General features: G+C 55.2%; 16 protein-coding genes. 15 read left to right on the top strand and 1 reads right to left on the bottom strand.

Translation table 11 applies throughout. The features are described 5' to 3' along the window. Window positions 1-25: 25 nt before the first annotated feature. Genes ACO6TI_RS21935 through ACO6TI_RS21925 form a run of 3 tightly spaced genes read left to right on the top strand, consistent with a single transcriptional unit; the run spans window position 26 to window position 2,444 of the window. Window positions 26-1,705, top strand: a complete 1,680-nt coding sequence (locus ACO6TI_RS21935) for a ribonuclease J (RefSeq protein ID WP_055121172.1) — start codon at window positions 26-28, stop codon at window positions 1,703-1,705. A gap of 43 nt (window positions 1,706-1,748) precedes the next feature. Beyond that, window positions 1,749-2,153, top strand: a complete 405-nt coding sequence (gene mce, locus ACO6TI_RS21930; protein ID WP_055121173.1) for a methylmalonyl-CoA epimerase — start codon at window positions 1,749-1,751, stop codon at window positions 2,151-2,153. A gap of 3 nt (window positions 2,154-2,156) precedes the next feature. Beyond that, window positions 2,157-2,444, top strand: a complete 288-nt coding sequence (locus ACO6TI_RS21925; RefSeq protein ID WP_196918365.1) for a DUF1467 family protein — start codon at window positions 2,157-2,159, stop codon at window positions 2,442-2,444. Window positions 2,445-2,552: 108 nt separating this feature from the next. On the opposite strand, the gene ACO6TI_RS21920 is transcribed toward ACO6TI_RS21925, so the two are convergent. Continuing rightward, the gene (locus ACO6TI_RS21920; RefSeq protein ID WP_422383381.1) at window positions 2,553-3,329 is read right to left on the bottom strand and encodes a hypothetical protein; all 777 of its coding nucleotides are present in this window, start codon (window positions 3,327-3,329) and stop codon (window positions 2,553-2,555) included. A gap of 678 nt (window positions 3,330-4,007) precedes the next feature. Between ACO6TI_RS21920 and proS the strand changes: the two genes are divergently transcribed. The 12 genes from proS to dxr all read left to right on the top strand — a co-directional run bounded on the left by proS (window position 4,008) and on the right by dxr (window position 19,205). Beyond that, on the top strand, window positions 4,008-5,339 hold the full coding sequence (proS, locus tag ACO6TI_RS21915) for a proline--tRNA ligase (protein WP_282047744.1): 1,332 nt from the start codon (window positions 4,008-4,010) through the stop codon (window positions 5,337-5,339). A gap of 78 nt (window positions 5,340-5,417) precedes the next feature. Continuing rightward, window positions 5,418-6,722 carry a lipoprotein-releasing ABC transporter permease subunit gene (locus ACO6TI_RS21910; protein ID WP_055121177.1) on the top strand — a complete coding sequence of 435 codons (1,305 nt, stop codon included), beginning with the start codon at window positions 5,418-5,420 and terminating at the stop codon, window positions 6,720-6,722. Window positions 6,723-6,732: 10 nt separating this feature from the next. Beyond that, a complete protein-coding gene (locus ACO6TI_RS21905) occupies window positions 6,733-7,461 on the top strand; it encodes an ABC transporter ATP-binding protein (RefSeq protein ID WP_108875998.1) in 729 nt (242 codons plus the stop codon). Window positions 7,462-7,907: 446 nt separating this feature from the next. Then, window positions 7,908-11,411 carry a DNA polymerase III subunit alpha gene (gene dnaE / locus ACO6TI_RS21900; protein WP_422383380.1) on the top strand — a complete coding sequence of 1,168 codons (3,504 nt, stop codon included), beginning with the start codon at window positions 7,908-7,910 and terminating at the stop codon, window positions 11,409-11,411. Window positions 11,412-11,734: 323 nt separating this feature from the next. Continuing rightward, window positions 11,735-12,520 carry a Flp pilus assembly protein CpaB gene (cpaB, locus tag ACO6TI_RS21895; protein ID WP_055121179.1) on the top strand — a complete coding sequence of 262 codons (786 nt, stop codon included), beginning with the start codon at window positions 11,735-11,737 and terminating at the stop codon, window positions 12,518-12,520. Window positions 12,521-12,870: 350 nt separating this feature from the next. Beyond that, on the top strand, window positions 12,871-13,803 hold the full coding sequence (gene rpsB, locus ACO6TI_RS21890; RefSeq protein ID WP_209016832.1) for a 30S ribosomal protein S2: 933 nt from the start codon (window positions 12,871-12,873) through the stop codon (window positions 13,801-13,803). Between the two features lie 143 nt (window positions 13,804-13,946). Beyond that, window positions 13,947-14,864 (top strand): translation elongation factor Ts, encoded by a 918-nt coding sequence (tsf, locus tag ACO6TI_RS21885; protein ID WP_422383379.1) that lies wholly within the window; start codon window positions 13,947-13,949, stop codon window positions 14,862-14,864. Window positions 14,865-14,932: 68 nt separating this feature from the next. Beyond that, entirely contained in the window at window positions 14,933-15,652 is a 720-nt protein-coding gene (gene pyrH, locus ACO6TI_RS21880; protein WP_029063421.1) for a UMP kinase, read from the top strand. A 110-nt stretch (window positions 15,653-15,762) separates the two neighbouring features. Beyond that, the gene (frr, locus tag ACO6TI_RS21875) at window positions 15,763-16,326 is read left to right on the top strand and encodes a ribosome recycling factor (protein WP_029063422.1); all 564 of its coding nucleotides are present in this window, start codon (window positions 15,763-15,765) and stop codon (window positions 16,324-16,326) included. 32 nt (window positions 16,327-16,358) lie between these two features. Continuing rightward, window positions 16,359-17,120: an isoprenyl transferase gene (locus ACO6TI_RS21870; RefSeq protein WP_196894732.1), complete on the top strand. Its 762-nt coding sequence runs from the start codon at window positions 16,359-16,361 to the stop codon at window positions 17,118-17,120. Window positions 17,121-17,135: 15 nt separating this feature from the next. Continuing rightward, on the top strand, window positions 17,136-17,978 hold the full coding sequence (locus ACO6TI_RS21865) for a phosphatidate cytidylyltransferase (protein WP_422383378.1): 843 nt from the start codon (window positions 17,136-17,138) through the stop codon (window positions 17,976-17,978). A gap of 15 nt (window positions 17,979-17,993) precedes the next feature. Further along, on the top strand, window positions 17,994-19,205 hold the full coding sequence (gene dxr / locus ACO6TI_RS21860; protein ID WP_422383377.1) for a 1-deoxy-D-xylulose-5-phosphate reductoisomerase: 1,212 nt from the start codon (window positions 17,994-17,996) through the stop codon (window positions 19,203-19,205). Window positions 19,206-19,293: the final 88 nt, after the last annotated feature.

Here is a 19,293-nt window from a genome sequence, read left to right as displayed (position 1 = left end):
GCCTACAGGTTTGAAGGAGCAATCCATGGCTTCGGCCAACAAGAATAAGAATGATATCGTATTCCTGCCTCTTGGCGGGGTCGGTGAAATAGGAATGAACCTCGGTCTTTACGGCTATGGTCCGGCGAACGACCGCACGTGGCTGATTGTTGATTGCGGGGTAAGTTTTGCGGGGCCGGATCTGCCCGGCATCGACGTAATTGTCCCCGACATCAAGTTTCTTGAAGATGAGGTCGACAATATTGCCGGGATGGTGATCACCCACGCGCATGAGGATCATTATGGCGGCATACTGCATCTATGGCCTTTTTTGAAGGTTCCGGTTTACGCGACCGCATTTACTGCGGGGCTTCTGGCTGCGAAGTCAGAGAGCGAACCGGGGGCGGAAGAGGTTCCGGTAACTGTCGTGAAACAAGGCGAACGGCACAAGATCGGTCCGTTCGATGTCGAATTCGTCGCAATGGCGCACTCGATACCGGAGCCCTGTGCACTGGCGATCCGGACACCGGCCGGACTGGTGCTGCACACCGGTGATTGGAAAATCGATCTGACGCCCGGCGTCGGCTTGCCCATTGATATGGACCGTCTGGCCGAGCTGGGCAGGGAAGGCGTCATGGCTCTTGTGTGCGACAGCACCAATGCGGTCAGGGATGGTGTCAGTCCCAGTGAGGCGGATGTGGCCGAAGAGCTGAAGAAGGTAATGGCGAAGGCCAAACAGCGTGTCGCGGTTACAACCTTTGCGTCGAACGTCGCGAGGATACGAGCTATTGCAGAAGCAGCGGTAGCCAATGAGAGGGATGTTGTTGTCGTAGGCCGGTCGATGCACCGCGTGATCGAAGTGGCAGGCGAACTTGGTTACCTGGATGGCTTGCCGCAGTTTCACGATGAAGAAGCTTTCGGTTATCTGCCGCGAAACAAGGCAGTTCTGCTATGCACCGGTTCGCAAGGCGAAAGCCGGGCTGCACTCGCGCGCATTGCCGCCGGCGACCATCGCAATGTCGCGCTTTCGAAAGGTGACACCGTGATTTTCTCCTCCCGGACCATCCCAGGGAATGAAAAGGTGGTTGCAGAGGTGCTCAACAACCTTGCCGACAAGGATGTCCGGATCGTCACGGACAAGGACGCGCTTGTGCATGTGTCCGGTCATCCGCGCAGGGGCGAGCTGGAGCAACTATACAAAGTGCTCAACCCGAAAGTCGTGCTTCCCGTACACGGCGAACCGTTGCATCTTGCCGCACATGCCGCGTTTGCGAAGGAACAGGGTGTTCCCGAAGTTGTGCGTGGCAAGAACGGGGACATCATCTGTCTGAATGCGGGCAAGGCTGCGGTCATTGACGAAGCGCCGTCGGGAATTCTCGTCAAGGATGGAGACATTCTTGACGATCCGGAAGTGACCGGAGTGAAAGAGCGGCGCAAATTGTCGTTTGCCGGCGCTGCCGTGATTGCACTGGTTGTCAACCGGGCAGGGGAACTGCTCACTGATCCGCACGTTACCCTGCTCGGGTTGCCGGACACGGATGATGACGGTGATCCGATGGAAGCCATCGTTGTCAAGGCTGTGACAGGCGCGGTAACGAGTATTCCGAAGTCCCGGCGCAAGGACAAGGATCTGGTCGCGGAAGCTGCCCGGCGGGCCGCTCGCGCAGAGATCCTCAACGTGTGGGGCAAAAAGACGCTCTGTAAGGTGATGGTGACCCAACTATAGTCCATCCGGCGGCCATAACAGCCGCCCATGCGGAGGAAGTGATATGATCGGTCGGCTAAATCATGTGGCCATTGCTGTCTCGGATATCGATGCTGCAACGGCGATTTACCGGGATACGCTTGGAGCGGACGTCTCATCGAGGGAAGAACAGCCGGATCATGGTGTGAGCACTGTGTTCATTAACTTGCCGAACACCAAGATCGAGCTGCTGGAGCCCCTGGGTGACGACTCGCCGATTGCCAAGTTTCTGGAGAAGAATCCCTCCGGTGGAATTCATCACGTCTGCTATGAAGTCGATGACATCCTGGCTGCACGGGACAAGCTCGTGGCGGATGGTGCACGGGTCCTGGGCGATGGTGAACCGAAGATCGGGGCGCATGGCAAGCCGGTCCTCTTTCTTCATCCGAAAGATTTTCTCGGCACACTTACGGAACTGGAAGAGGCCTGAATAATGTCGGTGGCGTTCGGACTGGCAATCTATTTCATGCTCTGGTGGATCATCCTGTTTGCGATCTTGCCGTTCGGGATTCACCGTACCCAGGAGGAGGCCGGAGACATTGTTCCCGGTACAGAGGCAAGCGCGCCGAACAAGCCCAGATTTCTGAGGGTAATCGTGCTGACAACGGTGGTAACCACAATCGTTTTCAGCAGCTACATCGCCTTGCGGCAATCCGGCTTCGGTCTCGACGATATACCCTTCTTGAAACCTCCAAGCAGCAGCGACAGTCTAACTGATTGATGCCATCGCAAATTCGCGGACCCTGAATTCAAACAAGAAGGCAATCGTTCGTGGAAGCGGCCCCTGAGGGCCGCTGCGTTCGTCCAGAATGATGCCGGACGTTGAAGGTCAGTGTTGACGCCGTCTTCTTCGCTGCGCCACGAAGCCAAGCAGACCCAGTCCTCCTGCAAGAAGTGGCAGCGCAGCAGGCACCGGGACAGGTGTCACCCCGTACACGATGTCTATGGATGTCGAGGCAAGAACATCGCCATTCAGCGCGGCAGACAGATTTATGGTGTAAAGGCCCTCGGCCTGTGGATCAGCAATGCCGGGGAAAAGGGTGCTGAATCCCAGGTTCCATGAGTTCTGTGCGACATTGTAGTTTCCGACGATAGCGGAATACAAAAAAAGGTCTGAAACACCAGCACCGTTCGCCGTGGAGTTGTTCCCCAGGGCATGATCTGCAAAGAGAGTGTTGATTGGGTCGAAGGATTGGAAACTTGTTCCAGAACCCGGATCCAGGTCGACCTGCAACAGGTATGTCAGGTCGGTCAAATTACGCGTTCCGATGCCCGATACATTTGAGTTTATTGACCATTCGAAGTTGAATGCAGAGCGATTTGAGGGTGCATTGCTTGATGCGGGCGAAAAGGTGTAGGTGCGATCGCCGTCGTAATTGAAGGTATTTTCCGGAAGCCCACTGTTGTTGTAGCGAAGCTTTCCTCGAAGACCCAATTCAACATTGTTGGCATTCACACCTGTGAACGCGCCATTTGCGTTGCCGGAACCGAAAATGACTTCCGGTGTGACCAAACCCGTTCCGTTGACCGGGCCAGCCTGCACAGTTGCCGGTACGATTGTTCCGGCAAACAACAATGTTACACCCATCGTGAAAGATCTAAGCATGGATCGATTCATTCCCCAAAAAGAGTCATTAGTATTATTTTCAATGAAATTTATGCGGATTCTCTTTTGTAAATCAACCTATGGTTAATCTGTTTTGCCCGCTCGCGTAACAATCCGCGGCAAAAGTGTTGCAAATGTTGTGGAAGGTTTCGGTGTGTCCGAAAAGGAACCCGATCTCAGTCGTCGTAAAGCGTTGAAAAAAAAGAAAAAGGCAGAGCCAAGCTCTGCCTTTGGTAGTTCCGCGTCTAAATTGACCCCAATCCCTTACCGGCTGTTTGACCAACCTGGTCGGGCGGCTGCAATCTGAAGATGCGCCAGAGGGCCCTTCCTCCCAAGACTCAGACCGCGATGTCCTTGAGCATCTTGGCATTTCTGCCGAGACTTCTTTTTGTTATGAGGACGGAACCTATCGGATTGTTTTATGATTGTCACCTGTTTGTCGCACTGAGTCTATTTTTTTTGCTTGCCTAATTAATTTGCAGTCCCGAGCGTTCGCCATTCGGCTGAAATTCTCGACGAGACAGGGGTAGAAAATCGACGGATTGCTCCCGATTTCAGTCTGCAAAGAAGACTATTTCGGCAAATGAATGGGTGGTTTGCGTAAAGGGCTTGTTTTTAGGCGCGTCATGCGGTTTGACTGCGCACAAATTAGGCCAAGCGCAAATCGAGAGTATATTGATGCGTCTTTCCAGATATTTTCTGCCCATCCTGAAAGAGACTCCCAAGGAAGCCGAGATTGTCTCCCACCGGCTCATGTTGCGCGCCGGAATGATCCGGCAGCAGTCGGCAGGAATTTACTCGTGGCTGCCGCTTGGTCTGAAGGTGCTGCGCAAGATCGAACGGATCGTTGAGGAGGAACAGGCGCGGGCCGGCGCCATACAGCTTCTGATGCCGACAATTCAATCCGCCGACCTTTGGCGTGAAAGCGGCCGCTATGATGCTTACGGCAAGGAAATGCTGCGCATAACGGACAGACACGAGCGTGACATGCTCTACGGTCCGACAAACGAAGAAATGATAACGGAAATCTTCCGCAGCTATGTGCGCTCCTATAAGGACCTTCCGTTGAATCTTTACCACATACAATGGAAATTTCGTGACGAGGTCCGTCCGCGTTTCGGCATCATGCGTGGCCGTGAATTTCTGATGAAGGACGCCTATTCCTTCGATCTCGATCAGGAGCGGGCCGTTGAATCCTATAACCGGATGTTTGTCGCGTATCTGCGTACATACAAGCGCATGGGCCTGACCGCGATTCCGATGCGGGCCGAGACCGGTCCGATCGGTGGAGACCTCAGTCACGAGTTTATCGTTCTGGCTGATACCGGCGAGAGCGAGGTCTATTGTCATTCCGACTATCTGACCAAGGACACTCCGGGTGAAGAGGTCGATTTCGACGATGATCTCACGCCAATCGTGCAAGACTGGACCTCGCACTATGCGGCGACAGAAGACATAGTTGACAAGGCGGAGTTCGAGGCCAGCGTCCCGGAAGACAAGCGGATTGTTGCCAGGGGTATCGAAGTCGGACAGACCTTTTATTTCGGCACGAAATATTCTGAACCGATGGGTGCGAAGGTAGCCACGACGGAGGGCACCGAGGTCCCGGTTCACATGGGATCATACGGTGTTGGCGTATCGCGCCTTCTTGGCGCCTTGATCGAGGCAAATCATGACGACAATGGAATCATATGGCCGAAATCAGTTGCACCTTTCCATGTCGGTCTGATCAACCTGAAGCCGGGAGATGAGCTGACGGATACGACGTCGGAAAGCCTTTATTCCAAGCTCGAGGCAGCCGGGATCGAGGTTCTCTATGATGATACGGATACACGCGCCGGAGCGAAATTCGCCACAATGGACCTGATCGGTTTGCCGTTTCAGGTTGTCGTCGGTCCGAGGGGACTGAGGGACGGCCTGCTTGAAGTCAAGGAACGCTCAACTGGGGAAAAGGAAATGCTGACCCCTGAAGCAACCTTGAACAAACTCACGGCGGCATTGACGGACTGATCCGGTCCGGTGATCCTCTAGGCGGGGATTCGGCCGCAACAAGTGCGGTTGCTCGGGCATTGCTGAAGTGGATTTACGATGACGGCAACAGACACTGTGGACGTTGGCCAAGGCCGGAAAGCGGCTCAGCCCACTCGGGCTTTCTCCACCTTTGAGTGGATGATTGCAGGCAGATATCTGCGTTCCCGCCGAAAAGAGACGTTCATTTCGGTGATCGCCGGATTTTCGTTTGCCGGAATCATGCTCGGGGTTGCGACGCTCATCATTGTCATGGCAGTGATGAACGGTTTCAGATCCGAACTTCTCGGCAAGATATTGGGCATCAATGGTCACATGCTGGTGCAACCCATTGACCTGCCGCTGAACGACTATGATGCAGTGTCGGCGCGCCTTGAAGGTGTTCCAGACGTCGTCGCCGCCATTCCGTTCATCGAAGGGCAGGCCCTTGTGTCAGGACCGGCAGGAAACCTCGGGGCTCTGGTGCGCGGGGTCTACGAAAGCGATCTGCGTCGGATACCGCTGATTGCCAACAATATGCGTTCCGGTACGATCGATGGCTTCGATGCGGGGGAAGGCGTTGCGATCGGGTCGCGGATGGCACAGCAACTCGGCCTGGTCGTCGGCGACAACGTAACCATCATTTCACCGCGCGGCAGCGTCACGCCGATGGGGGTGACGCCGCGGGTGAAAGCCTACCCGGTCTCAGCGATCTTCGAAATCGGCATGAGCGAATACGATTCCACATTTCTGTTCATGCCTTTGGAAGAAGCGCAGGCCTATTTCAACATGGGTGACAAGGCAACCGGTATCGAAATCTATGTGGTCGATCCGGACAATGTCGGAGTGATGACCAATGCGATCGAGGAAGGCGCGAACCGCCCGGCATTCGTGACGGACTGGCGTCAGCGGAACGTCACATTCTTTTCGGCTCTGGAGGTGGAGCGCAATGTGATGTTCATAATCCTGACCCTGATCGTTCTGGTCGCTGCGCTGAACATCATTTCCGGACTGATCATGCTGGTGAAAGACAAGGGCAGGGACATTGCCATCCTGCGCACCATGGGTGCAACGCGGGGCTCTATCATGCGGATATTCCTGATCACCGGGGCGAGTATCGGATGCGTCGGTACGCTTGCCGGGTTCTTTCTGGGACTGATCGTCTGTCTGAATATCGAGAGCATTCGTCAGTTTGTTTCATGGCTTACATCGACCCAACTCTTCGATCCGACGCTTTACTTCCTGTCCAAACTGCCTGCAGAGATCGACAGCGGTGAAACCATGACCGTGTTGCTGATGGCCCTGGCTCTCTCGCTGCTGGCAACGCTCTATCCGGCATGGCGGGCGGCGCGTCTCGATCCGGTTGAAGCTCTGAGATATGAGTAAGGAGCGGGAGATGAATATGGCAGTTGATCCGCAACCGGTTCCCGAACTTGCACCGGCCGCGCTGCAGCTTTCTGGTATTACCCGGAGCTTTGACGAAGGCGCCCGGGAGCTTCACATTCTCAAGGGGGCTGATCTGCGGATCGAGGCAGGGGAGATGGTCGCCCTGGTTGCACCGTCCGGTACAGGAAAGTCCACTCTCCTTCATATCGCCGGTCTTTTGGAGAGGCCTGATGACGGAGATGTCTTTCTCGGGCCCGTAAACTGTTCGGATCTGTCCGACGACGAACGCACCGCGATCCGCCGCAACGATATCGGATTTGTCTATCAGTTCCATCATCTGCTGCCTGAGTTCACTGCGCAGGAAAACGTCATGATGCCGCAGATGATCCGTGGCTTGCCCCGCAAGGTCGCCGCCGAACGGGCGGACGAGCTACTGGCGTATCTGCGCCTCGGTGAGCGCGGCAGCCACCGCCCGTCGGAACTGTCGGGCGGTGAACAACAGCGGGTAGCGGTTGCCCGGGCGGTTGCCAATGCACCGCGAATTCTGCTTCTCGACGAACCGACCGGCAACCTTGATCCAAACACCGCCAACTATGTGTTTGAAGCGCTTTCAGCCCTTGTGCGCGCGTCCGGTGTCGCGACACTGTTTGCCACCCATAACCTGGGGCTCGCCGGACGCATGGATCGTGCAATCACTCTGGAAGACGGCCTGGTTCAACCCCTGAGCACGACGGGGTAGATTTCCGCAGCGATTGGCTCAGGCATATCGTCCATGTACTCGGTCCGAGGAACAAAGCAAAAACGTAATGTTTAAAAAGCCTTTGATCTCCCCCAAGGCAAGGGGAACAAAAAGTGCTTGCATATAGAACAAAGATGGAACATAGTCATTCTTAAGCAAGGATTGAAAGTTGGAGGACAACATGTTCCACATCGCTCGTGATTTTGCAGCATTTGCGTCCCTGGTCTTTTTTTGCACCACACTTGCCGTTTGGGGTGATGTGTTGCTCGCTGCCAGCTGAATTGGACCGGTCGCTCGACAAGTTTGACCTTTTGCGAGTACGGCTGTTCGAATTGAAGATCCAAACCCAGGAAAGAACATCGGGTACAAGTTTGCGGACGGGTCGACAGGTCCCCGCAGACACGTTTCACTAGGAGCTGATTCCTTGAATTGAAACGAGCCCCGATATGACCGACGTCGACAATCCACCTGCTGGTTCTTTACAAGGTTCAGGTGTCAAGGAGCGGTTAGACGCCGGGGTCGGTTTCGTTCACTTGAGAGTGCATTCGGCGCTGTCACTCCTTGAAGGTGCTTTGCCCATCAAGAAGCTGATGGACCTTGCCAAGGCGGACGAGCAGCCTGCGCTTGCGATCGCCGATACCAACAATCTGTTTGGCGCGCAGGAATTTTCCGCGAAAGCCTGGGGCGCAGGTATCCAGCCGGTCACTGCATGTCAGCTATCGATCCATTTTGACGATGGCCTGGAGAGCGGCCGCCGCGGTGAACTCGCGCTTGCCGATGTCGTGCTCATCACCATGACGGAAACCGGTTACGGCAATCTCATGGAGCTGACGTCAAAAGCCTTTCTCGACACCGATACCGGTCTCAAACCCCACGTCACGATCGAGAAACTTCTTTCCAAGTCAGAAGACCTGATCGTTCTGACAGGTGGGCACCTTGGACCGATCGGCGCGGCACTTCTGGCCGGGCAAAGAGACATTGCACGGTCACGCCTGAACAGGCTTTCAACGGGATTTTCTGAGCGCTGCTATATTGAAATTCAGCGACACGGCATGGAAGGCGAACGCAAGACGGAAGACGCTTTCATCGATCTTGCCTATGAGTTCGGTTTGCCGCTTGTTGCGACGAACGAGGCTTTTTTTCCCAAGAGAGAAGACTACGAGGCCCATGACGCGCTGATCTGTATCTCCGAGGGACGGGTGTTGATCGAGGATGACAGGCGGCGCCTGACACCGGAACACTATTTCAAGAGCCGTTCGGAAATGTGCGCGCTGTTTGCGGATTTGCCGGAAGCTCTCGCCTCGACGATTGAAATTGCAAAGCGGTGCAGCTTCAGGCCACTTCGCCGGGAGCCGATCCTGCCGAGGTTTGCCAGCGCCGATGCCGACCCGGAAGAAGCGGAGCGCGCGGAATCCGAGGAATTGAAGCGTCAGGCCAGGGAAGGGCTTCAGGCCCGGCTCGATGCCCACGGACTGGCGCCAGGCCTTGAAGAAAAGGACTATTGGGAGCGTCTCGATTACGAAACCGGCATTATCGAGCGCATGAAATTTCCCGGTTACTTCCTGATTGTCGCCGATTTCATCAAATGGGCCAAGGCACAGGATATACCGGTTGGTCCGGGGCGCGGATCAGGTGCTGGTTCCCTTGTTGCCTGGTCGCTCACAATTACCGATCTGGACCCGATGCGGTTTTCGTTGCTGTTCGAACGGTTCCTCAATCCGGAACGGGTCTCGATGCCGGATTTTGATATCGATTTCTGCCAGAGCCGCCGCGAAGAAGTCATTCGATACGTACAGGAAAAATACGGGCGTCAGCAGGTTGCCCAGATCATCACTTTTGGATCGTTGCAGGCGCGTGCGGTGCTGCGAGATGTCGGGCGTGTGCTGCAGATGCCATACGGTCAGGTCGACAGGTTGTGCAAGCTGGTTCCGGCAAATCCGGCCAACCCTGTCACGCTTGCCCAGGCCATCGAGGACGAACCGCGCCTGCGTGAAGCAGCCAAGGAAGAGGAGATCGTCGAACGACTGCTGGGAATGGCGCAGAAGCTTGAAGGCCTTTACCGGCATGCGTCAACGCATGCGGCGGGTGTCGTGATCGGTGACCGGCCGTTGGAACAACTGGTGCCTCTCTATCGCGATCCCCGCTCCGACATGCCGGTTGCGCAGTTCAACATGAAGATGGTTGAGGATGCCGGCCTCGTTAAGTTTGACTTTCTCGGATTGAAGACCCTTACGGTCATCGATACTGCGGTCGGGTTGATCGAACGGCGCGGAGTGAAAGTTGATGTTGCCGGCCTGCCAATTGACGACCTCAAAACGTATGAGCTGCTTGCGCGCGGCGAAACCTTCGGCGTGTTCCAGCTGGAAAGTCAGGGGATGCGCCGAGCCATTGCAGGAATGAAGCCGGACCGGTTCGAGGACATCATTGCACTTGTGGCGCTTTACCGCCCGGGCCCGATGGAAAACATTCCGGTCTACAATGCGGTAAAACACGGCGAACAGGATCCTGACTGCCTGCATCCTCTACTTGAAACAATTCTGATGGAGACGAACGGCATTATCGTCTACCAGGAACAGGTAATGCAGATTGCGCAGGTTCTTTCCGGATACTCGCTCGGCGAAGCTGATCTGCTGCGTCGGGCGATGGGCAAAAAGATTGCCGCTGAAATGGAAATCCAGCGAGCCCGTTTCGTCGACGGTGCTGTGGAACGCGGCATCAACAAGGCCCAGGCAGGAACGATTTTCGATCTTGTTGCCAAGTTCGCCAATTACGGGTTCAACAAGTCTCACGCTGCGGCCTATGCGCTCGTTTCCTATCATACCGCCTGGCTCAAGGCGAACCATCCGGTTGAGTTCATGGCCGCCTCCATGACACTCGATCTCGGCAATACCGACAAGCTAGGAGACTTTCGGCAGGAAGCACGGCGGATGGGGATTGTCATCGAGCAGCCATCGATCAACCGCAGCCAGGTCTTTTTTGACGTCGCGGACGGCAGGATCCTTTATGCAATGGGCGCGATCAAAGGGGTCGGCGAACAGGCCGTTGAACATATTGTAGACGTCCGTGGCGATGAACCCTTCACGAGCCTTGGCGATTTCGCACGCCGAATTTCGCCGAAAGCACTCAACAAAAGAACACTTGAAAACCTTGTTGCTGCAGGCGCTTTTGACGAGCTCGAGCCGAACCGCGCACGGGTTTTTGAAGGCATTGACCGGATCATGGGATTGGCACAGCGAACGGAAGAAAACAGGACGCTGGGTCAGGATGAGCTGTTTGGGGGCAACGACAGTGAGGAACCCTTGCAGCTCGATGAGGTGCATGGCTGGACCAACGAAGAAAAACTTCAACGGGAACTTTCCGCGATCGGGTTTTATCTCTCCGCGCATCCGATTGATGAATATTCAAGTGTCCTTGAAAAAATGCGCGCGCAGCCCTGGACGCAGTTTGCCGAAGCGGTGAAGCGCGGTGCATCGCACGGGCGCCTGGCCGGTACGGTGGTTTCCATGCAGGAACGCAAAACCAAATCCGGGACCCGAATGGGGATTGCCCGGCTTTCGGACGCAACCGGCCAATACGAAGCACTTTTGTTTCGGGAAAAACTGGAACAGTACCGCGATGTGCTTCAGGCTGGCCGGTCGGTCGTTGTTCTTGTCGGTGCCGACATGAGGGACGAAGAACCTTCGCTTCGCATTGAGCAAGTTGATCCGATCGACAAGGTGGCTGCTCGTCTCCAGAAAAGCATGCGCGTGTTTGTTCGCGACGAACGTCCGATTCAAAGCCTTGCAAAACAGCTTCACGTCAGAGGCGAGGGGGACGTTACGGTGATTGTGCTTCTGGAAAACGGGGCACGCGAAGTCGAGGTGAAACTTCCCGGAAGATTTCGCCTGTCACCAGAAATCGCGGGGGCGCTGAAGGCTGTCCCTGGGGTGACGGATGTTCAGGTTGCTTGATCGGTAAATTTCCATTCAACCAGACGATTCTCCGGTGCATGCAATTGACCGGCAGGCGAGACGCGTCAGGATTGAATCGAATTTATTGGATTGAGAAAGTTTCGCAATTGAGGTTTTGGAGCAGACTTTTAGATTTCAAATGACTTTATTAATGCAATGTTAGAGTAATTGTTCTTCCAAGTTCTTAATGTTTTGAACAGTACTTGAAATTTTGGCAAATTGTTAATGGTAGAATTAGTTTCTATCGCGAAGTTGTTTATATTCGGAACCAGTTCCCTGTATTGTCAAGATGAAAACAAAAGTGTGTGCTGGGAATTTGCAAATTGTGGACGACGCTCGCTAGGATATTTGTACTGCTCGTATCCCTTGGCGCGGGATATCAAGCCTTCCAGTTTGTAAGGAACTCTGAGGAGGTCGCCATTGCGCCGCCACCTCCGGCACCGGTCGTGCACGCGCAGGTTCTGGTTGCTGCCAAGGATATTCCACAAGGTGGCAAGATCACCGACAGGGACTTTGCCTGGGTGGAATGGCCGAAAAACGCTGTGCCGAATGGCGCATTGACCAAGCAAACCCACAATATCGAAAACCCCGAAGTGCTCGGCAGTATCGCCAAGTCAGCAATTTACTCAGGTGAACCGATCCGCGGGGAACGGTTGATTCGAACAGACAAGGGATACATGGCGACGATCCTGCCAAAGGGAAAGAGGGCGATCGCTGTCAAGGTGGAGCAGGAAACCTCAGCAGGCGGCTTCATTCTTCCCGGAGACAAGGTCGATCTTATCCTGACGCAACGCGTCGATGGTGTCGGGGTGACAAGTGAAACGATCCTGGAAAACATTCGCGTTCTGGCCATCGACAGTACAACCGCCGGAGAGCAGGATACCAAGAACCTTTCGCCCAAACGAACCGCGACGCTGGAACTGACCCTGTTTCAATCCGAAGTTGTTGTTCAGGCGCAACAGGTAGGTTCGATCGCGTTGGCCCTGCGCAGTGCTGAAGATTCGGCCGAAGATGCCGAGGTCAACGACCGGCGTCGGGCGCAGGTCTTTGTGCGCGTCCAGCCAGACCACTGGTCTGCCGGCTCGCAGGGCGCGAGTGTCATCGACTGAGTGCGACTGAGATTGCCCGGGATCGTCGTTCTTCCATCCGTGCTATATGTTTGAAGCGTTTCGTAGGGCTTGCTTCTCTCTCCGCTCATCTGAGTCCGGTTTTCTGCGCTCGCCAGGATATGGGCGTGGCTGGAATTTTGTCGTAGTGACCCAATCTTCCGAAATGCGTTAAAGAAAACCGGGATTTGGGTCTTGAAATAAATTCCCGCCCCAACTATAAGGCGCCAATTCCACACGCAAGGGGCGGAACCTGAGCTTATCGGGGTCCATCCGGTGGCCGAAAGGAGTGATCCTCCGGCCCATACTCCTCTTGCGGAGGTTAAACCGGAAAACTCAGGAGATTAAGGGCCATGGCATTGCCCGATTTCACCATGCGTCAGCTGCTCGAAGCCGGCGTTCACTTTGGTCACCAGAAACACCGTTGGAACCCGCGCATGGGTCAGTACATCTTTGGTGTACGCAACGATGTTCACATAATGGATCTGTCCCAGACCGTTCCGCTTCTGCACCAGGCGCTCAAGACAGTATCCGATACTGTCGCTGGCGGTGGCCGCGTGCTGATCGTCGGGACCAAGCGTCAAGCACAGGACGCTGTCGCGTCTTCTGCACGCAACTCTGCCCAGTATTTTGTCAACGCTCGCTGGCTCGGCGGTATGCTGACCAACTGGAAGACCATTTCCCAGTCGATCCAGCGCTTGCGCAAACTTGAAGAAACCCTGTCCTCCGATGCGGCAAATGCTCTGACCAAGAAAGAGCGTCTGTTCATGGACCGCGAGCGCGAGAAGCTCGAACGGAACCTCGGTGGTATCAAGGATATGGGCGGTATTCCCGACCTGATCTTCGTGATTGACACAAACCGGGAAGCTATCGCCATTCAAGAAGCCCGCCGTCTGGGTATTCCGGTTGCTGCTATTTTGGACTCCAATTCCAATCCGGATGGCATCACCTATCCGGTACCGGGCAATGACGACGCCGGCCGTGCGATTTCGCTTTATTGCGATCTGATCGCCCGTGCAGCGATCGACGGCATTTCCCGTGCACAGGGTGCGGCCGGTATGGATATCGGAGAATCGGAGGAGACTCCGCTGGAAGAAGCACTCGTTGAATCTTCCGAGGAAGCTGCACCAGTTGCTGAAGAAGCTGCGCCGGTCGCTGAAGAAACGGCACCTGCCGCAGAAGAAGCTGCGCCTGCAGCTGAAGAAGCGGCATCGGTCGCTGAAGAAGCTGCGCCTGCAGTTGAAGAAGCTCCGGCTGAAGCCAAGCCTGTCGCGGCTGAAGCCTAGGATATTTCTGCCGCGGCTCTCGCGGCAGTTTTATGTTGAATTCGCAAGGCGGACTGCACTTTGTTGCAGTCCCGTCATATAGACGCGCGATGCAATGGGCTAAACCGCGTCTTATCTGAAACCTCCCATCCACGAGGCAATCGATGAGCATTACCGCTGCGATGGTAAAAGAGCTCCGTGAGAAATCCGGCGCTGGCATGATGGACTGTAAAACCGCTCTGAGCGAATCAGGCGGTGACATGGAGGCGGCCGTCGACTGGCTGCGCACCAAGGGCCTGGCAAAGGCTGCCAAGAAGGCAGGCCGAGTTGCTGCTGAAGGCCTGGTAGGTGTTGCTGCTGACGGTGGCAAGGCTGCCGTGATCGAGCTGAACTCCGAAACCGACTTCGTCGCGCGTAACGAAGGCTTCCAGGAACTTGTCACCAAAGTTGCCAAGGCAGCCGTCGGAACCGATGGTTCGGTTGAAGCCGTTTCTGCGACTGATCTCGATGGCAAGTCGGTATCCGATGCGATCACCGATGCAATTGCAACCATCGGCGAAAACATGACCCTTCGTCGCTCTGCCTTGCTTGCAGTCAACGAAGGCGTTGTATCGGTCTACGTTCACGGCAAGGTTGCCGAGGGTCTCGGCAAGATCGGCGTTCTCGTTGCGCTTGAGTCGGCAGGTGATCAGGCAAAGCTTGATGCGCTTGGCCGGCAGATTGCCATGCATGTTGCCGCAACCAGCCCGCTCGCTCTGAATGTTGCAGAGCTGGACCAGGCGGTTGTCGAGCGTGAAAAGTCGGTGTTCTCCGAACAGGCGCGTGAATCTGGAAAACCGGACAACATCATTGAAAAAATGGTTGAAGGACGTTTGCGCAAATTCTACGAGGAAGTTACCCTCGAGAAACAGGCTTTTGTAATCAACCCGGACCAAACGGTTGAACAGGCTGTAGAGGCGCTTGCCAAGGAACTGGGTACAGAAGTCAAACTTTCCGGCTTCGTTCGCTTCGCATTGGGTGAGGGGATCGAAAAAGAGGAACAGGACTTCGCCGCAGAGGTGGCGGCAGCCACCGGGCAGTAAGCTCAAGGAAAGCGCCGGCAAGACCGGCGCTTTTTTTTTAGGAAGACAATTCTAAATCAGGTGAACCCATGTCGAATTCTTTGCGTTGGAAACGGATCCTTCTGAAACTTTCCGGCGAGGCCCTCATGGGCTCGCAGGCTTTTGGAATTGACCCGGCCATTGTGCAAAGGATCGCCAAGGAGATTGCCGATGCCGTCGCTCTTGGAGCACAGGTCGGTGTCGTCGTCGGCGGCGGCAACATTTTCCGCGGCGTCGCGGTTGCTGCAAAGGGCGGCAACCGGGTCACAGGCGACCATATGGGCATGCTTGCAACTATCATGAACAGCCTGACGCTGGCGGATGCCCTTCGCCGTCTGAAGGTCAATGCGCGTGTTCTGTCCGCCGTCGCTGTGCCTTCGATCTGCGAAACCTTTTCCCAGCGTGTCGCCGATCGCTACATGGAAGACGGAGATGTCATTATCTTCGCCGGAGGGACAGGAAATCCCTTCTTTACGACCGATAGCGGTGCTGCCCTGCGCGCTGCCGAAATGAAGTGCGATGCCTTTTTGAAAGGTACACAGGTGGATGGGGTCTATTCCGAAGACCCCAAGGTCAATCCCGAAGCGGAACGGTACCAGACCCTCGGTTATGAAGAAGTCATCACACGCAATCTGAAAGTCATGGATACGACGGCGATCGCCCTGGCGCGTGACAATTCAATTCCGGTTATCGTGTTTTCAATCCACTCGCCTGGTGCGTTGGTGAGTGTGCTGCAGGAAACGGGCACTTATACAGTCGTTGGAGACTGAAACTTTTAGGCCCGTTCAGCCTTCAAGCTCTTGTGTTTCAGCGCGTTTGTGCCATGTTGGCGCGCGCTGAGACTCTATTTAGCCAAGCACAAATCAATAGTGAGGACAAAATGTCGGTAGAAGGTGTCGATCTGGATGATTTGAAGCGCCGTATGCAAGGGGCTCTTTCTGTACTGAAGACAGATTTTTCCGGCCTTCGTACCGGCCGCGCCTCAGCGTCCATGATGGATCCGATCTCCGTCGATGCTTACGGTCAGGCAATGCCGATCAATCAGGTCGCAACAGTGTCTGTTCCCGAACCGCGCATGGTGGCGGTGCAAGTCTGGGACAAGAGCATGGTTGCTGCCGTCGAAAGGGCTATCCGCGAATCGAATCTCGGCCTCAATCCTGTCGTCGATGGACAGCTTCTTCGTCTTCCCATTCCAGAGCTTAATGAGGAACGTCGCCATGAACTTATCAAGGTGGCGCACAAGTATGCCGAACAGGCGAAAGTCGCTATCCGCCACGTGAGGCGTGATGGAATGGATGACGCAAAAAAGGCTGAAAAGGACGGCGAGATTTCTCAGGATGACAGTCGGGTCGCCTCGGAGGAAGTCCAAAAACTCACCGATCAGATGATTGGTGAAGTGGACACCATGCTGGAGAAGAAAGAACAGGAAATTTCACAGGTCTGAGTGTTTCTTGAACCAGTGAATTGGGGGAGCCGATGAGCGTCAGCCCACATCCGCAAAGACCTGTCGAAGATAGCTCCAGCGGCAAGATGCCGAAACACGTTGCCTTCATAATGGACGGCAACGGACGTTGGGCCACCGCAAGAGGGCTGCCGAGAACGGAAGGTCACCGCCAGGGACTCGAAACCTTGCGCAGTATCATCCGTCATGCGGGCAAGGTTGGTGTGGAGATCATCACGATCTACAGCTTTTCGTCTGAAAACTGGAATCGTCCGGCGACCGAAGTTTCCTTCCTGATGGGGCTCTTGAAACGTTTCGTGCAACGCGACCTGAGTGAATTGCACGAAGCAAATGTCCGCATACGCATCATTGGGGGCAGGAGCGATCTGGACCCGGGCATCCTGTCTCTGCTTGAAGAAGCGGAGGAATTGACGCGCCGCAATTCCGGTCTGGAGCTGGTTGTTGCGTTTAACTACGGCTCCAGAGCCGAAATCCTGCGGGCCGCCCAGCATCTTGCACAACGTGTTCAGGATGGTGACATACGTTTGGAAGAGATTACCGAAGCGGCCTTCTCACAAAGCCTGGACACTGGTGGGCTGCCAGACCCGGATCTGATTATCCGAACGAGCGGTGAGTTACGCCTTTCAAATTTCCTGTTGTGGCAAGCAGCTTATTCCGAGTTCTATTTCTGTGATCTGAACTGGCCTGATTTTGATGAGGCCGCGTTTGACGAGGCGCTTTCATGCTTTGGCAATCGTCAACGGCGATATGGCGGTCTGGATGCCAAGGCCTTATGACTTGCGGCCTGCCTGATGGCTGACATTGAAAAGAAACAGAATACGTCGTCGGATCTTCGGTTGCGCCTGATTTCGGCAGTGATCCTCGGACCCCTTGTGCTGTTTGTCGTTTATCTCGGGGGAGCAGCCTACGTCCTGCTTGTACTTGTCGCTGCAGCGCTGTTTCTTTGGGAATGGATCACCATTACAGGAACTCGCGAGACGTTCGCCGTTCCGGTAGTCGGCCTTGCCACGCTTGTCTTGCTTGCCGGGCTGGAGCTTGCAGGCATGCCCGGATTTGCGCTGCTTGCGATGCTGGCAGGCGCAATCGCGACTTTTGCCGCCGCCGGTCTTGGCCGGGCTGGTCGCTGGGGTGCGGAAGGCGTGCTTTACAGCGGACTGGCGCTCTATTCGCTGCTTGTCATCAGAGATGGCACCCACGGTACACTTTTCACCTTCTTCCTGATGTTTGTCGTATGGGCGACCGACATCTTTGCCTATTTTACCGGTCGCGCGCTCGGCGGACCCAAACTGTGGCAACGAGTGTCTCCCAAGAAGACGTGGTCAGGCGCTCTCGGAGGGTTGATATGCGCAACCTTGTTCGGAACGGGCGTTGCTCTTGCTGCCGGGTCTCAAAGCCTGCTTGCCTGGGCGGCTCTGGCCGGTGTGTTGTCGATTGTATCGCAGGCGGGGGATTTGCTGGAGTCTGCCATAAAGCGGCGCTTTGACGTGAAGGATTCAAGTCGTCTGATCCCCGGTCACGGCGGGATCATGGACAGAATTGACGGTTTGGTCGCAGCAGCAATCTTTGCAGTTGCTATCGGACTGGTGTCAGGCGGCTCGCTCTCGGATCCAGTTGCCGGCCTGGGGCTTGGTTGAGTTGGAGAATAATCAATGACGGCTCAGGCCGAAAAGATGGGTGTGTCTGGACCTGTCAGGGTAACAGTGCTGGGTGCAACGGGGTCAATCGGCCAAAGTCTGGCAGACCTGATTGAACGAAATCCTCACCGTTTTGAAGTCGTTGCACTTGTTGCAAACAAGAATGCCGAAGCACTTGCCGAGATGGCAATTCGGCTCAAGGCGTCGTCTGCCGTTCTTGCAGAAGAGGGACGGTACCTGGAACTGGTTGAGAAGCTGAGCGGACGGGGTATTGCTGCGTCAGCCGGTCGAAATGCAGTGTTTGAAGCAGTGGACAGGGAAACCGACATAGTGGTCGGGGCGATTGTCGGCGCTGCGGGGCTGGAGCCGACTTTCCGCGCCATTAAGCCAGGCAGAAGAATTGCGCTTGCCAACAAGGAGTGTCTTGTATGTGCAGGCGAGCTCTTCATGTCCCGTATCCGTGAAACCGGTTCAGAACTCCTGCCGGTGGACAGTGAACACAACGCGATATTTCAGGTTTTTGAAACGGAACAGGCAGATCAGGTCGAAAAAGTCATACTGACTGCGTCGGGCGGCCCCTTCAGGACGTGGTCGCATGACGACATGACCCGGATCACGCCCGAGCAGGCACTCAACCACCCAAACTGGGACATGGGCGCACGCATCACGGTCGACAGTGCATCAATGATGAACAAAGGCCTGGAGGTGATTGAGGCTTCACATCTCTTTCCGGTATCGCATGATCAGCTGGATGTGCTTGTTCATCCTCAATCGACGGTGCATGGCCTGGTCCAATACAAAGACGGATCGCTTCTCGCTCAACTCGGCAGCCCGGACATGCGCACTCCGATTGCCCATTGCCTGGCATTTCCGCGGCGCATGGCAGTGCCGGTCAAACGCCTGGATCTTGCCAGCCTAGGAACATTATCCTTTGAACCCGCCGATCCCGAACGGTTTCCCGCGCTGCAACTTGCTTTGGATGCCATGAGGGCAGGCGGTGCAGCCCCTGCTGCGTTGAATGCGGCCGACGAAATTGCGGTTGAGGCGTTTCTTTGCAAGAAGATCGGCTTTCTTGATATCCCACAGGCAATAGAAGCTGTATTGAAACAGCTGTCGGCAAGCGGTCATCTTTCGGTTTCAAAAAGTGTTGAAGACGTGATCAAACTGGATGTTGAAGCTCGGCAAAAGACCCTAGAATGGGTGAATTCGATCCCGTCATCGCATTGATGCGGCGGGAAAATAATGTGTCCTACCATTAACGCGCCGTAATTCTCTTATTAATAGAGTGGTGCGATAATTGCCAAGTTGCGTCAGA

Origin of the sequence: Roseibium album (genome assembly GCF_965233825.1) — a bacterium.
Classification (GTDB): Bacteria; Pseudomonadota; Alphaproteobacteria; order Rhizobiales; family Stappiaceae; genus Roseibium; species Roseibium album.
This window is presented reverse-complemented; position numbering and strand designations above follow the sequence as displayed.

What these genes read in the sequence shown, in the direction of transcription:
- ACO6TI_RS21865 (WP_422383378.1), top strand. Translation starts at nt 17,136, where the DNA reads ATGGCTGACATTGAAAAGAAACAGAATACGTCGTCGGATCTTCGGTTG.
- pyrH (WP_029063421.1), top strand. Translation starts at nt 14,933, where the DNA reads ATGTCGAATTCTTTGCGTTGGAAACGGATCCTTCTGAAACTTTCCGGC.
- tsf (WP_422383379.1), top strand. Translation starts at nt 13,947, where the DNA reads ATGAGCATTACCGCTGCGATGGTAAAAGAGCTCCGTGAGAAATCCGGC.
- ACO6TI_RS21925 (WP_196918365.1), top strand. Translation starts at nt 2,157, where the DNA reads ATGTCGGTGGCGTTCGGACTGGCAATCTATTTCATGCTCTGGTGGATC.
- ACO6TI_RS21905 (WP_108875998.1), top strand. Translation starts at nt 6,733, where the DNA reads ATGAATATGGCAGTTGATCCGCAACCGGTTCCCGAACTTGCACCGGCC.
- ACO6TI_RS21935 (WP_055121172.1), top strand. Translation starts at nt 26, where the DNA reads ATGGCTTCGGCCAACAAGAATAAGAATGATATCGTATTCCTGCCTCTT.
- frr (WP_029063422.1), top strand. Translation starts at nt 15,763, where the DNA reads ATGTCGGTAGAAGGTGTCGATCTGGATGATTTGAAGCGCCGTATGCAA.
- proS (WP_282047744.1), top strand. Translation starts at nt 4,008, where the DNA reads ATGCGTCTTTCCAGATATTTTCTGCCCATCCTGAAAGAGACTCCCAAG.
- rpsB (WP_209016832.1), top strand. Translation starts at nt 12,871, where the DNA reads ATGGCATTGCCCGATTTCACCATGCGTCAGCTGCTCGAAGCCGGCGTT.
- dnaE (WP_422383380.1), top strand. Translation starts at nt 7,908, where the DNA reads ATGACCGACGTCGACAATCCACCTGCTGGTTCTTTACAAGGTTCAGGT.
- ACO6TI_RS21910 (WP_055121177.1), top strand. Translation starts at nt 5,418, where the DNA reads ATGACGGCAACAGACACTGTGGACGTTGGCCAAGGCCGGAAAGCGGCT.
- mce (WP_055121173.1), top strand. Translation starts at nt 1,749, where the DNA reads ATGATCGGTCGGCTAAATCATGTGGCCATTGCTGTCTCGGATATCGAT.
- dxr (WP_422383377.1), top strand. Translation starts at nt 17,994, where the DNA reads ATGACGGCTCAGGCCGAAAAGATGGGTGTGTCTGGACCTGTCAGGGTA.
- ACO6TI_RS21920 (WP_422383381.1), bottom strand. Translation starts at nt 3,329, where the DNA reads ATGCTTAGATCTTTCACGATGGGTGTAACATTGTTGTTTGCCGGAACA.
- ACO6TI_RS21870 (WP_196894732.1), top strand. Translation starts at nt 16,359, where the DNA reads ATGAGCGTCAGCCCACATCCGCAAAGACCTGTCGAAGATAGCTCCAGC.